Raw genomic sequence first — 14446 nt, 5'->3', positions numbered from 1 at the left:
GTCGGGGCGTCGCATGCGGGCAGTGCCCAACATCAAGCCGGCATCAGAATCCCATTGCCAACCGGAGGGGGCGGGTTGGCTTACGCGCAGCTCGGGGCTTGAACCACCCCAACGAGGCACCGTAATGGCAGCCTACCGTGGCGATGCCCTCGGGTGACGCGCATGTCAGGTCGGATCGATCTGGCGCTTGCGCTGCGGCTGCTCGTCCGTGGTATCCGGCATTGCTGCGGTGGATGGCGACGACGGCTGACGTGACCGCCGCCAGCATGCGATCCGGCGTTCCAGCGCCTGCACCACATACAGCACCAGCAGGATCAGCAGCGTGACCGAAATCGCCAGCAGGTGCTGGCGCAATGCAACGGCGATACCGACCGTGGCAGCCATCAACAGCCCGGCAGCGGTGGTCAGGCCCTGGATGCCGGTGCCTTCATGGTTGCGGAAGATGGTGCCGGCCCCCAGAAAGCTGACCCCGGTGATGACCGCCCCCATGATACGGATCGGGTCGGTGTTGACCAGATCACGCATCTCCCCGCGGTAGTGCAGCAGCAGCGTGTCGCCCAGCCCCACCAGCAACGCTGCCGCCCCGGCCACCAGCATATGGGTGCGCAGCCCGGCGGGTTTGTCGGCCGCCTCCCGTTCCCAGCCGATCAGACCACCCAGCAGCATGGCGAGCGCCACTTCCGCAAGGATGGCGAGCTGGTCCACGCTTGCCTCGCCCATTCAGTGCTGTACCTGCCATGTAGGAATTGCATCGCCATGCAAATTTGACGGCGCGGCACCATGCGCATCGGGGGCCTGCAATGCACTGGCCGCAGCCAGCAGCACAAACAGCAGGAAATAGAAGAGCGAATGCGTGCGCCGTGTGCCACCGGCGGTGTCGGTACCGCTATGCGCGGCTGCATGCAGGGTATGGTTTCTCATCGTGTTGTTCCTTGTCGGCCTGCTGCGGCGCGAGGGCTTCCGATGGCGTTCAGCCTCTTGCCGGGCAGCAGGAGCAGCGCTTGGTGGCGCCCTATGGATCGGTCCATCCGGATAAAGCAAATTGCAAGCCCGGTCCCGACACTTTCCATCCCTGGCATGGAACCTGCTGGGATACGCCATGCAAATTGCCGCCCAGTCGATACGGGCCCAATCGGATCTTCAAATTCAAGAACAAAAGGAGAACACCGTGTCCCTCAGCCTGATTCTATTGATCGTCCTTGTCCTGCTCTTGGTCGGCGCCTTCCCGGCCTGGCCGCATAGCCGTGCCTGGGGGTACGGCCCGACCAGCATCGTCGGTGTACTGCTGATCGTGCTGATCGTACTGATGCTGGCAGGGTATCTATAGCGCTTGCAGCCCAGACCCTGGGCAAAGGCCGGAAGCCGCGCTCTGCTGTGCGGCTTCCGGCCTTTGCTTTTCCTGGGCTTTGGTGCGGCATCGGCCTCAGAGGGCGTCGCATCCCGCACCGTGGACCGCTGTTCCGGGCCGATCCCATGCCGCCATTGCGGCGATCTGTGTGCCGCCCGTGTCCCCCCATCCGCTTCCTACATCCACGCCGGTTTATTTCCTACAGCAATATCAGTGTTGGCTCTAACCACCCGACTTGGGTGCGGGGATTACCTTGCTGGGGATGGGGAGGCTCGTGCCGCAGTCCGAAATCCAATAACGCCGTCTGCATGAACGCGGCTCCGGTGTAGACCCGCGCCTTTCCTTTGCTGTGGACTGCCCCGCCGGCATTGCCGGTTGCGACGATACGGGTCCCGGCTTCGCCCAAACGCTCCCGGCAGTTCGTCCCGGACACTACGCAAGGAACAGGCAACGATGACGCTCGATGTATTGATGGTGGCTGCCGAAGCAGTGCCGCTGGCCAAGACCGGTGGGCTGGGGGACGTCGTCGGCGCCTTGGCGCCGGCATTGAGCGAAGCCGGCGTGTCGGTGACGCTGATGCTGCCGGGCTACCCCGCCGCGCTGGCGGTCGCCGACCCGCAACCGATTGCCTGCCTGGATAACCTGCCCGGTGGGCCGGCCACCTTGCTGCGCGGCGTGCTGCCCGGCAGCGACGTGCCGGTGCTGCTGCTGCGCAACGATGCGCTGTTTGCACGCGACGGCACGCTGTACGCCGATGCCGAAGGGCGGGAGCACCCGGACAATCCGCTGCGCTTCGGTGCCCTGTGCCATGCCGCGGCCCGTGTGGCGGCCGGCCTGCCCGGCCTGCCGCGCTTCGGACTGGTGCATGCGCATGACTGGCATGCGGGTCTGGTGCCGTTGCTGATGCGCGAAGCCGGCGTCACCGCCAGAAGCGTGTTCACCATCCACAATCTTGCATTCCAGGGCAACTATCCGAAGGAGTGGATGGCACGGATCGGCATTCCCGCACATGCCTGCGATGCCGCCGGCGTGGAGTTCTGGGCGCAGCTCAGCTTCATGAAGGCAGGGCTGGTGTATGCCGACCGGCTCACCACGGTCAGCCCGCGTTATGCGCGCGAAATCCTGACCGAGGCGGCCGGCTGCGGCATGGAAGGGGTGCTGGGCGAACGCGCACATGTGCTGCGCGGCATCCGCAACGGCATCGATACCGCTTTGTGGAACCCGGCGACCGACCAGGCACTGCCGACTGCCTTCACTGCCGGCGATCCCGCTGGCAAGCACACTTGCAAGGCTGCCCTGCAGCGGCGTTTTGGCCTGCCGGAAGACGCCTTTGCACCGATGGTGGCACTGGGCAGCCGTCTGACACACCAGAAGATGGCCGACGTCGCGCTGCAGGCACTGCCATCGCTGCTCAATCGCCATCCGCGGCTGCAGGTGGCGGTGCTCGGTTGCGGCCAGCCGGAATACGAGCGCGGCTTCCGTGCGCTGCAACAGACACTGCCGCGCCGGGTGGCGGTGCATATCGGGTACAGCGAGGAGCTGGCGCATCTGCTGCATGCCGGTGCCAATGTCCTGCTGCATGGCAGCCGTTTCGAGCCTTGCGGGCTCGCTCCGTTGTATTCGATGCGCTACGGCACGATTCCGGTCGCCTCGCGGGTGGGGGGGCTGGCCGACACCATCGTCGATCCGGCCGAGCACGATCCGCAGCATGCGCCTGCCAATGGTTTCCTGTTCGACGGCGCTGCGCCGGAGGCGATGGTCGAGGCCGTCGAGCGCGCACTGGCCGCCTTTGCCCAACCCAAGGTGTGGCGCCAGTTGCAGCGCAACGCGATGAGCGCCGAGCTGGGCTGGCAGGCCGCGGTGCCCGAGTACCTCGCGCTGTACCGCGACCTGCTCGGCCACGCCGTGGACGACCTGCACCAGGCGACCGCCTGATTTTTCCGCGATTCACAGCCAAGGAGTCTCAATGCTCTCGTTACCCGACCGTCTGGAAGAAGGCCGCCCATTTCCGCTTGGCGCGCACTGGGATGGCCAGGGAGTGAACTTCGCCGTGTTCTCGGCGAGTGCGCATCTGATCGAGCTGTGCGTATTCGACGAGCGCGGCCGCAAGGAAGTGGCGCGCTATGCCTTGCCGGCCTGCACCGATGAGATCTGGCATGGCTACCTGCCCGATGCCAAGCCGGGCCTGCTGTATGGCTACCGCGCCTATGGCCCCTACGATCCGGGCAACGGCCATCGCTTCAATCCCAACAAGCTGCTGCTCGACCCCTACGCACGGCGCATCGTCGGCGAGATCAAATGGAACCCGGCCGTGTTCGGCTACAAGCTGGGCTCGCATCGCGCCGACCTGACCTTCGACAAGCGCGACAGCGCCGCGTCGATGCCCAAGTGCATGGTCGAGGGCGGCGGTTTCAACTGGAGCGGCGACCGTGCGCCCGCGGTACCGTGGCGCGACACCATCATCTATGAGACGCATGTGCGTGGTGTATCGCAACAGCGGCAGGACATCGCGCCGCATAAGCGCGGCACCTTCGCCGCGCTGGCCGACCCGCGTTTCATCGATCACCTGCACAAGCTGGGGATCACCGCGATCGAACTGTTGCCGGTGCAGGCCTTCACCCAGGATTCGTATCTGAAGGACAAGGGCCTCGCCAACTATTGGGGCTACAACACGCTCAGCTACTTCGCGCCCGAGCCGCGCTATCTGTCCAACGGTTCGCTCGACGAGATCCGCAGCGCCGTGCGCCGGCTGCACGCCGCCGGCATCGAGGTGATCCTGGACGTGGTGTACAACCACACCTGCGAAGGCAACGAGCTTGGTCCCACGCTGAGCTGGCGCGGGCTGGACAACGCCAGCTACTACCGGCTGCTGCCGGATGAGCGCCGCTACTACATCAACGACACCGGCTGCGGCAACACGCTCAACCTGTCGCATCCGCGTGTGCTGCAGATGGTGATGGATTCGCTGCGTCACTGGGTCGATGCCTATCACGTCGACGGCTTCCGCTTCGACCTGGGCTGCACGTTGGGGCGCGAAGCCTGGGGCTTCGATCCGGGCTGCGGTTTCTTCGATGCGCTCAAGCAGGATCCGCAGCTGCAGCACGTCAAGCTGATCTCGGAGCCGTGGGACTGCGGCCCGGGCGGCTACGTGCTGGGCCAGCATCCCCCCGGCTTTGCCGAATGGAACGACCAGTTCCGCGATACCGTGCGGGCCTACTGGCGTGGCGATTCGGGTACGCGCGCACCACTGGCGGCACGCATGGCCGGGTCGGCCGATTATTTCGACAAGCGCCACCGCAAGCCGTGGGCGTCGATCAACTTCATCACCGCGCATGACGGTTTCACGCTGGCCGACCTGGTGTCGTACAACGACAAGCACAACGAGGCCAATGGCGAGGGCAATTGCGACGGCCACAGCGACAACCGCAGCAACAACTGGGGCGTCGAAGGCGAGACAGACGATCCGGCGGTGCTGCACCTGCGCGAGCGGGTGCAACGCGCGCTGCTGGGCACGCTGCTGTTGTCCACTGGCACCCCGATGCTGCTGGGCGGGGATGAGTTCGGGCGCAGTCAGCAAGGCAATAACAACACCTACTGCCAGGACAATGGACTCTCCTGGTACGACTGGAGCCAGGCCAACAGCGAGGAGGGCCGTGCGCTCACCCGCTACGTGGCCCGGCTGGTAAACCTGCGGCGCCAGTGCAAGTCGCTTGGCGCGCCTGGGTTCCCGCATGGCGAGACCGAAACGCTGCCCGGCGTGGCTGACCTTGCCTTCTTCGACGAGCGTGGCGAGCCGCTGTCCGAGGCGGACTGGCACAACGGCGACGCCAAGGCATTGGCAGTGCGCCGCTCCGGTGTGGATGCGCAAGGCGACGGCTCGGTCTCGCTGGTGCTGCTCAACGGCGGCAGCGGGTCGATCTATTTCACATTGCCGCCCGGCCCAGATCTGCCATGGCAGATCGAGATCGAAAGTGCCTTCCACGAGCATCCGGCCCGCCCGCTGGGCGATGCGGACGGGGTGGAGGTGCCGGGCAACAGCATGGCGCTGTTGTTGGCCAGCGTACGCATCGATGCCATGCCCGGGCCGCGCCGGCGCAAGCCCCCCGCGGAGCCCGATCCGGCGCCGGTGGACCTTGCGCAGGCCGATGACGAGCCGCTGCAGGACAGCCTGACGATCGACGAAGCGGAGCCCGTATGAACGCGCCGCACGTACCCATCATGCCGTTCGGTGCCGAACGGCTCGACGATGGACTGGTGCGCTTCCGGCTGTGGGCGCCCGATGCGCAACGGGTGGTGCTGCAACTGGCCGATGGCCGTCGTCTGGCCATGGCCGACCTGTATGGTGGGGTCTACGAGGTGGACGCGCCCGCGCGGCCCGGCGCCCGCTATCGCTTCGAAGTGGACGGCCAGCCGGTGCCCGATCCGGCCTCGCGCCAGCAGGATGGCGGTGTCACCGGCTGGAGTGTGCTCACCGATCCGAATGCCTACACCTGGCAAAGCGCGGACTGGCTGGGGCGGCCCTGGCACGAAACGGTGATCTATGAGCTGCATGCCGGCGTCTGCGGCGGGTTTGCCGGCGTGCGCGAACGCATTCCGGCGCTGGCGCAGCTGGGCATCACCGCGATCGAGCTGATGCCCATCGCCGCCTTTGCCGGCGAACGCGGCTGGGGCTACGACGGCGTGCTGCAATTCGCCCCGCACGCCAGCTACGGTACGCCCGACGAGCTGAAGGCGCTGATCGACACCGCACACCGTCATGGGGTACAGGTGTTCCTGGACGTGGTGTACAACCACTTCGGCCCGGCCGGCAATGCCATTCCCGGTTATGCCGCGGGGTTCTTCCACACCGATACCACCGGCTGGGGCACCACCATCAATACCCGCGCCCCCGAGGTCACGGCGTTCTTCGTCGCCAATGCGTGCTACTGGCTCAACGAGTTCCGCTTTGACGGGCTGCGGCTGGACGCGGTGCACGCCATCGGGGATGACGACTGGCTGCGCACGTTCGCCCAGCAGGTCCGCAAAGGGGTGGATGCACGCCGGCACGTGCACCTGATCATGGAAAACGCCGAGAACAAGGCGAGCCTGCTGCAGGGCGATGCATTCGTCGCCCAGTGGAACGACGATGCGCATCATGTGTTGCACCACCTGCTCACCGGCGAAGCGGACGGCTACTACGCCGCCTATGCCGAGGAGCCGGCCGTGCTGCTCGCGCGCATGCTCAGCGAAGGCTTCATCTACCAGGGGCAGCCATTCGAGCCCTGGCAGGGCCGGTCGCGCGGCGAGCCCAGTGCACAGCTGCCGCCGCTGGCGTTCATCAACTTTCTGCAGAACCACGATCAGGTCGGCAACCGCGCGCTGGGTGAACGACTGACCACCCTGGCCGATCCGCAGGCGCTGTCGGCGGCGCTGGCGCTGCTGCTGCTCACGCCGCCCGTGCCGCTGCTCTTCATGGGCGAGGAGTGGGGCGAGACCGCGCCGTTTCTTTATTTCATCGACCACGAACCGGAGCTGGCTGCCGCCGTGCGTGAAGGGCGTCGGCGCGAGTTCGCCGATTTCGCCCGGTTCAGCGATCCCAAGGCACGCGAGGCCATTCCGGACCCACAGGACGTGGCGACCTTCGAGCGCAGTCGCCCGGGTGGCGCGCACGGGGCGGCCGAGCGGGAGCGGCTGTCGCTGGTAGGGCTGCTGCTGACCTTGCGCCGCGACTATCTGGTGCCGGCACTGCCTGGCGCGCGCCCGCTGGGTGCTGCGCCGGTGGGCGGGCAGGGGGTGCTGGCGCGCTGGCAGCTGCGCGATGGCCGGGTGCTGGTGGTGCTGGCCAACTTCGGCCCGGCGCAGCCCGAGTCCGCCCTGCCTGCGCCGTTGCCCGAGCAGGCGCTGCTGTTCCAGACCCCGCTCGACGCCACGGCCGACCTCGCTGCCGGCCGCATCCCGGCCCACAGCTGCCTTGTCTGGCTGGATCAGGGGGAGACACTGCGATGAAGGGCAACCCGTGCCGGCTCCCCCATTCACCCCATCCTGAAACACCGCGCAGACAGAGAACACGGCGGGCGGTCGAGCACGACGGGTGTCCTGCACCGCCTGAAGTGGGGTTTGCCATGCGGCCCGGTGTCCTCTGCGGTCCAAGAGGCGGGGTGTCATCCGGCCTCGTATCCACGCCTGTTCCGGAGCGCCCCCATGCCTGACGTCCGCGCCACCGTCCGCCTGCAACTGCACAAGGGCTTCACGTTCCGGCACGCCGCCGATCTGGTGGAGCACTTTGCACGCCTGGGCATCAGCCATCTTTATGTCTCGCCGATCACCACCGCGGTGCCCGGATCATTGCACGGCTACGATGTCACCGATCCGACCCAGGTCAACCCCGAGCTGGGCGGCGAGGCCGGGCTGGCGCAACTGGTGACGGCGCTGCGTCGGCAGCGCATGGGTCTGATCGTCGATATCGTGCCCAATCACATGGGGATCGCCGGCGGCCACAACCCCTGGTGGCAGGATGTGCTCACCTGGGGGCGGCGCAGCGGCTACGCGCATTATTTCGACATCGATTGGGAATCCAGCACTCCCGGGCTGGCCGGCAAGGTGCTGCTGCCCATCCTCGGCGGACACTACGGCACGGTGCTGCGGGCGGGCGAACTGCTGCCGCGCTTCGACTGGGACCATGGCTGCTTCTACCTGAGCTATCACGAGCAGCGGCTGCCGCTATGCCCCGCCAGTCATGCGCTGCTGCTGCGTCATGGGCTGGATGAACCCGATGGCCTGGCACTGGCCGAGCTGTTCGAGGCGCTGGGCGGCCAGGATGCGCCGCAAGCGCTGGCCGCCGCGGCACAGGTGGCCTTTGCGCGGTTGCGCGACTACGCCGGCACGGCAGCGGGTCGCGCCGAGGTACTGGCTGCGCTGGTCAATCACGACGCGCGCAGCCCGGCCACCACCGAACGCCTGCATCACCTGCTGGAACAACAGGCATACCGGCTTGCCAGTTGGACCACCGCCGCCGATGCCATCAATTGGCGGCGCTTTTTCGCCATCGATACCCTTGCTGCCGTGCGCGTCGAGGAGCCCGAGGTATTCGACGCGGTGCATGCGCTGATCCTGCGCCTGTATGAGCAGGGGTTGATCGACGGTGTGCGTGTCGATCACGTCGACGGCCTGACCGATCCGGCCGGCTATTGCGCGATGCTGCGCGAACGGCTGGATGTGCTGACTGCCGGGCGTCCTGCCGACGCACCGCGGCAGGCGCCGTGGCTGGTGGTGGAAAAGATCCTGGGCCCGGACGAGCGCATGCGCCCCTGGCCGGTGGATGGCACCACCGGCTACGACTTCATGAACGAGGTCGGGCGTCTGCTGCATGACCCTGCCGGCGAGCTGCCGCTCAGTGCCGGCTGGGCCGCGCAATGCGGCCGGCCGCAGGATGGCGATTTCGAGGAAGTGCGCAGCGCCTGCCGTCGCAAGACGCTGACCGAATCGTTCTCCGGCGAACTTGCGGCTGCGGCGCAGGCGCTGGCCGTGGTGGCCGCGGCCGATCCGGTCACGCGTGACTATCCGCCCCGCGCCTTGCATCGGGTGCTCACCGAGCTGGTGGTGCAGTTCCCGGTCTATCGGCTGTATGCCGGCGATGCGGCGCTGGACGAAGAGGACATGCGGCAACTGGACGAAGCGGTGGCACGGGCGCAGGCAGTGCTGCGGCCGCTCGACCGGCCGGCGCTGCTGCGCATCGCCAATTGGCTGGGGCGCGAACCGGCGCTGGGCGATGCACAGCTGCATGTGGCCCGGCGCCGCTTCCAGCAGCTGACTTCGCCGGTCGCAGCCAAGGCGCTGGAGGATACGGCCTTCTACCGTTACGGCCGTCTGCTGTCCCATAACGAGGTCGGGGGCGATCCGGCACGCTTTGCCGACAGCCCGGCGCAGTTCCATGAGGCGATGGTCGAACGGGCCGAACGGATGCCGTTCTCGCAACTGGCCAGCGCCACACATGATCACAAGCGCGGCGAGGACGCTCGCGCCCGGCTGGCGGTGCTCAGCGAGATTGCGCAGGACACGCTGACCGAGCTGGCGTCCTGGTGCAAGGCCAATGCCCCGTTCAAGGGGCTGGTGAACGGGCGCGAGGCGCCCAGCCGGGCGGCTGAGCTGATGCTGTACCAGACGCTGATCGGCGCCTGGCACCCGACGTTGACACCGGGCAATGCAGCCGGCCTTGCGGCCTTGCGCGACCGGGTGATGCAGTGGCTGGAGAAAGCCCAGCGCGAAGCCAAGCAGGAAACCGACTGGCTGTCGCCGCATGAGGAATACGAAGCCGCCAGCCGCGCCTTCGTCGCCGCGTTGCTGGTGCCCGACTCGGAGTTCGTGGCACGGCTGGCGGCCTTCGTCGGCCGCATCGCCGCCGCCGGGGCGCTCAACGGCCTGACGCAGACCGTGCTGCGCCTGACGGTGCCCGGCGTGCCCGATCTCTACCAGGGCTGCGAATTCTGGGACCACAGCCTGGTGGACCCGGACAACCGCCGGCCGGTCGACTTCGCTTCGCGCGAAGCGGCGCTGGCCCTGCTGGAGCGCGGCGGCACAGGCGCACCGTGGTCGACGCTGCTGGCACGCTGGCGCGACGGCCGGGTCAAACAGGCCTTGATCGCCCGGCTGCTCGCCGCGCGGCAGGCGGCACCCGAGCTGTTCACCATCGGGCGCTACCTGCCGCTGACGCTGAGCGGCACCTGCGCCGGCCATGCGCTGGCCTTCTGCCGCAGCCACGGCGAAGCGCAACTGCTGGTGGTGGTGCCGCTGCGGATGCAGGCATTGCTCGATGGTGCCATGCAGCCGGCACTGCCACCCGCAGTCTGGGGGGATACCGCGCTCGCCTTGCCCGACGAGCTGGTCGGCGACTGGCACGACGTGCTGGACGGGCGCGCGATGCGCCTGACCCCGCATTGCGCCGTGGCCGGGCTGCTGGGTGCGATGCCGTTCGCGATCCTGCAGCGCGGCACCGCCGGAGCGGCACGATGAGCTGGGCCAGGCGTCACCGCACCGGGTTGGCCGTGGGCGGCGGGCTGTTGGCCGTGCTGGTGATCGTATGGATCGTCTTTGACTGGAACATGCTGCGCGGGCCGATCGCCAAGCGCGTCAGCGCCGCGACCGGGCGCACCTTTGCCATCAACGGCGATCTGGACGTGGCGCTTGCGCTGCGCCCACGCGTGACCGCCCACGACCTGGTGCTGGGCAACGCGCCCTGGAGCCGTGAGCCGACCATGGTCCGGGTACGACGCCTGACCGTGGAGCTGGATCTGTGGCGCCTGCTCACCGGCGAGCGGGTGCTGCCGCTGCTGGCGGTGGAGGCGCCGCAGGTGCTGCTGGAGCGCAACCCACGCGGGCAGGGCAACTGGATGTTCGAAGACCGCGCTGCCCGCGAGCCGGACCAAGGCGAGCCCTGGCGGATCGAGGCATTGCGCATCGCGCAAGGCAGGTTGCGCTACCTGGACCCGCAGCGCCGCAGCGACGTGACTGTACTGGCCGATTCCACGGCGCCCGATGCAGATACGCGCGACAGCCGGCTCGGTATCCGCGCCGACGGGCGCTACGAGGCGCTGCCGCTGTCGCTGCGTGGCGAGATCGGCTCGGTGATGCAGCTGCAGCAGACCTTGGCCGAGGGACGTCAACCCTATCCGGTACGCGCCCGTGGGCGCATCGGCGCCACCCAGGTGTACGCCGACGGCACGGTGCGCGACCTGCGGCAGTTCGACGGCCTGGCCGTGAGCTTTGCGCTGTCCGGCCGCAGCCTGGGTGAGCTTTATCCCCTGATTGGCGTGCCGCTGCCGGCCACGCCGGCCTATTCGGTCGAGGGCGAGTTGCGGCACAACGGCCTGGTGTGGCACCTCACCCGGATTGCCGGCAAGGTGGGCGCAAGCGACCTGGGTGGCGAGTTCAGGGTCGATCGTGGGCAAAAGCCACAGTTCGTGCAGGCGGATCTGGTCTCGCGGCGCCTGGACCTGAAGGATCTGTCCGGCTTCATCGGTGCGCGCGATGCACAGAGCGGCAAGACCATCGCGGTGCCGGGCAGCCGGGTGCTGCCGCAGACGCCGTTCAACGTGGAAAAGATGCGCACGGCCAATGCCGATGTCCACCTGAAAGGGCGCCGCATTCAGACCGCCCGGCTGCCGCTGGACGATTTCGAAGCGCATCTGGTGATCAAGGATGGCGTGGCCACGCTCGATCCGCTCAACTTCGGCGTGGCCGGCGGCGATGTGCGCTCGACCATCCGGCTCGACAGCACGGTGCGGCCGATCCGCACCCGGGCGGATCTCAAGGTGCGCCGGCTCAAGCTGACCGAACTCATGCCCAAGCTGGATCTGGGTGAGCGCGCCACCACCGGCCTTTTGGGCGGCTGGGCCAAGCTCGACATGCGCGGCAATGCCGTCGCCGGCATGCTGGGCTCGGCCGACGGCGACGTGGCGTTGCTGATGCATGGTGGCAGTACCAGCAAGCTGCTGATGCGGCTGGCAAACCTGGATGTGGCCAATACCCTGGGCATCCTGCTGACCGGCGACGAGCAGATCGAGATCCGCTGCATGGTGGCCGACTTCGAGGCAAGACAAGGCAAGCTCCTGGCACGCACGCTGGTGCTCGACACCGAGAAGCAGGTGATCCGCGGCGAAGGCCAGATCGATCTGAAGAACGAGCAGATCGACCTGCGGCTGCGCGCCCGTCCCAAGGACATCAGCCTTGCCGCATTGCGCGGGCCCATCGTGCTGTCCGGACCGCTGGGCAAGCCGCAGGTACGCCCCAGCCTGCCGCAGCCCACCGGCCGTACCGCCATCGCCGCGGCACTCGCCGCCGTGGCGCCGCCGCTGGCATTGCTGCCGCTGATCGATCTGGGCGGTGCGGAAGACACCCCCTGCGCCGCGTTGCTCAAGAATCCCCGCGCGGCCGGCAAGGCCGAGCAGGCCGGCAAAGCCGACGCCGCACCACAGCCACCCGCCCGGGCGCGTACCACACCCACCGGGATCCAGGAACGCCGAGGCACCTGGAACCGCGCACCGCTGCCCGCCGACACCCCCACCCGGAGACCCCAGTAATGCTTCGTCAGATCCTGCGCGCCAACAATCAACACGATCTTCTGGTGGCATTGGCCATCACGGTCGCGACACTGCTGGCGATCTATCTGTTGCGCGCGGTGCTGACCCGCTATGTGGCACCACGCCTGCAGGCGCGCAGCTCAGTGCTGGCCCAGGCCTGGGCCGCCTCGTTCTCGGCCACCCGCTTCTGGCTGCTGCTGCCGATCGCGCTCAAGGTGGGCTCCAACGGTCTGACGCTGCCGGGCAAGGTGGACAGCACGCTCTCCATCGTCGCGCTGATCGCCTTCATCCTGCAGCTGGCGCTATGGCTCAACCGCGGGCTTGTCGCCTGGTTCAATGCCGAAACCGAACGGCGGCGCAGCCTGGATGCCGAAGCGGCCACGGCGATGACCGTGCTCGGCTTCATCGCGCGCGTGGTGCTGTGGAGCATGATCCTGCTGATCGTGCTCGATCAGCTGGGCTTCAACATCTCCGGCCTGGTCGCGGGCCTGGGCATCGGTGGCGTGGCGGTGGCGCTGGCGGTGCAGAACATCCTTGGCGACCTGTTCGCCTCGCTTGCCATCGTGCTCGACAAGCCGTTCGTGGTGGGTGACTTCATCATCGTCGGCGACATGATGGGCAACATCGAGCGGGTGGGACTCAAGACCACGCGGGTGCGCAGCCTCTCGGGCGAGCAGCTGGTGTTCTCCAACGACGATCTGCTCAAGAGCCGCATCCGCAACTATCAGAAACTGCGCGAGCGGCGCGTGGTATTCAGCGTGGCGGTGCCGTACGACACCCCGCGCGACAAGCTCGAACGCATCCCGGGCATGCTGCGCGACATCATCGGCGCGCGCGACAAGGTGCGGCTGGATCGCGCCCACTTCCAGGGCATTGGCAATGCCGCCTTCACCTTCGAAGTGGTCTACTTCGTGCTGGACCCGGATTTCAACCTCTATATGGATATCCAGCAGCAGATCAACCTGGAGCTGGTCTCGGCGTTCGAGCGCGAAGACATCGAATTCGCCACGCCGATCCAACGGCTGCGCTATGCCGGCGGCGACCTGATGCAGCCGCCACAACCCCAGCCCGAGCAACCCGCCGGCAACTCGGGGGAGGGCAGGGGGTAGGTCACCTGCTGTCCACCGACGCCGGATGACGCCGGTTGCAGGCTGAGCAACGCATCGTTGACTGCCGCCCCAAGGCAGGCGGAAAGCCGTGGCTGCGCAAGCGCGTAGGCCGCTGCAGGGCAAGGTTTCATAGCCACGCCTGCCGCGTACCTGCCAGGCACCACTGAGGTGGCCCTGGGTGTTCGCCTCCGGTGCTGCCCATCGCTGCGCAACTGCCCGGCAATCGCAAGGCAAACGACAAGGGCTGCAGTTTTCTTTCTGGATTTTTCCTGTGGTTGTCTTTAATCTGACGTTCGCCTCTGTTTTTCGGGCGAATGTCATGCCCTGTCTGGTTTGAAAGCCTGTGCTGTGCAGGTCATGGATACGGTGGCTGCTGTCACTGTTCCGGATACTACCCGGCTGGGGTGTGCTTCGTGCAGGCTGCGGCATGTCGATTTTCCATACCGATACGGCAGGGCAATCAAATGCTTGGCTTTCTGGCTTGAAGATATTTTTCGGACTGTATTGTTGGCCTGTTCCAATCCTTCAATCCCATCGCAAGTGCCATTGCCGCGCGCATGGATGAGCTGAAACAGCCAGACAAGAATCAACCCTTATTTCACCGGGCAGTTATGCGTATTCATCTCGATAAAAACGGGTTTCCCCAAAAAAAGCTTGGGGTCCTTTGGATGTTCTTGATCGCTGCGTTTCTGATGCCGGCGGCTTTTGCTGAGCGGTGGAGTGTGGAAATGCGAAAAAATGATTCAGGCCCGGAATATCACTACATTGGCAGCGCTGAAGGAAACTACATCAGTGTTGATCACCCAGTGTGTGAGCTGGCACTTAAAACGGTCCATGCACGTCCGGATTGGGAGGCTTCATGTAATAGTTGGGGCGGAACAATATTGGTACAAACCTACGGGGTATCGGTACGTGAGCGGGCTCCCCCCGGCCGT

General features: G+C 66.7%; 10 protein-coding genes. 7 read left to right on the top strand and 3 right to left on the bottom strand.

The window, feature by feature from the left end:
- Positions 1-165: 165 nt before the first annotated feature.
- Entirely contained in the window at positions 166-720 is a 555-nt protein-coding gene (locus N8I74_RS18920) for an MgtC/SapB family protein (RefSeq protein ID WP_263124761.1), read from the bottom strand.
- Complete coding sequence (locus tag N8I74_RS18915) at positions 721-921, bottom strand: hypothetical protein (RefSeq protein WP_263124760.1); 201 nt, start codon at positions 919-921, stop codon at positions 721-723.
- Between the two features lie 247 nt (positions 922-1168).
- On the opposite strand from N8I74_RS18915, the gene N8I74_RS18910 reads away from it, so the two are divergent.
- The 7 genes from N8I74_RS18910 (at position 1169) to N8I74_RS18880 (ending at position 13511) form a co-directional block, all read left to right on the top strand.
- Positions 1169-1327 (top strand): DUF3309 domain-containing protein, encoded by a 159-nt coding sequence (locus N8I74_RS18910; RefSeq protein WP_263124759.1) that lies wholly within the window; start codon positions 1169-1171, stop codon positions 1325-1327.
- A 474-nt stretch (positions 1328-1801) separates the two neighbouring features.
- Positions 1802-3283: a glycogen synthase GlgA gene (glgA, locus tag N8I74_RS18905; protein ID WP_263124758.1), complete on the top strand. Its 1482-nt coding sequence runs from the start codon at positions 1802-1804 to the stop codon at positions 3281-3283.
- Positions 3284-3314: 31 nt separating this feature from the next.
- Positions 3315-5546 carry a glycogen debranching protein GlgX gene (glgX, locus tag N8I74_RS18900; protein WP_263124757.1) on the top strand — a complete coding sequence of 744 codons (2232 nt, stop codon included), beginning with the start codon at positions 3315-3317 and terminating at the stop codon, positions 5544-5546.
- Positions 5543-7333: a malto-oligosyltrehalose trehalohydrolase gene (gene treZ, locus N8I74_RS18895; RefSeq protein WP_263124756.1), complete on the top strand. Its 1791-nt coding sequence runs from the start codon at positions 5543-5545 to the stop codon at positions 7331-7333. The genes glgX and treZ overlap by 4 nt, the downstream gene beginning before the upstream one ends.
- Positions 7334-7528: 195 nt before the next feature.
- Positions 7529-10336, top strand: a complete 2808-nt coding sequence (gene treY / locus N8I74_RS18890; RefSeq protein ID WP_263124755.1) for a malto-oligosyltrehalose synthase — start codon at positions 7529-7531, stop codon at positions 10334-10336.
- Positions 10333-12402: an AsmA family protein gene (locus N8I74_RS18885; RefSeq protein WP_263124754.1), complete on the top strand. Its 2070-nt coding sequence runs from the start codon at positions 10333-10335 to the stop codon at positions 12400-12402. Before treY ends, N8I74_RS18885 begins: the two co-directional genes overlap by 4 nt.
- Positions 12402-13511 carry a mechanosensitive ion channel family protein gene (locus N8I74_RS18880; RefSeq protein WP_263124753.1) on the top strand — a complete coding sequence of 370 codons (1110 nt, stop codon included), beginning with the start codon at positions 12402-12404 and terminating at the stop codon, positions 13509-13511. Before N8I74_RS18885 ends, N8I74_RS18880 begins: the two co-directional genes overlap by 1 nt.
- A 317-nt stretch (positions 13512-13828) precedes the next feature.
- Here the strand turns inward: N8I74_RS18880 and N8I74_RS18875 are convergent, their stop codons facing one another.
- Entirely contained in the window at positions 13829-14101 is a 273-nt protein-coding gene (locus tag N8I74_RS18875; protein WP_263124752.1) for a hypothetical protein, read from the bottom strand.
- Positions 14102-14446 lie beyond the last annotated feature (345 nt).

This window comes from Chitiniphilus purpureus (assembly GCF_025642115.1).
Classification (GTDB): domain Bacteria; phylum Pseudomonadota; class Gammaproteobacteria; order Burkholderiales; family Chitinibacteraceae; genus Chitiniphilus; species Chitiniphilus purpureus.
The sequence above is the reverse complement of the archived record's forward strand: the minus strand, read 5'-3'. Positions and strand labels throughout refer to the sequence as shown.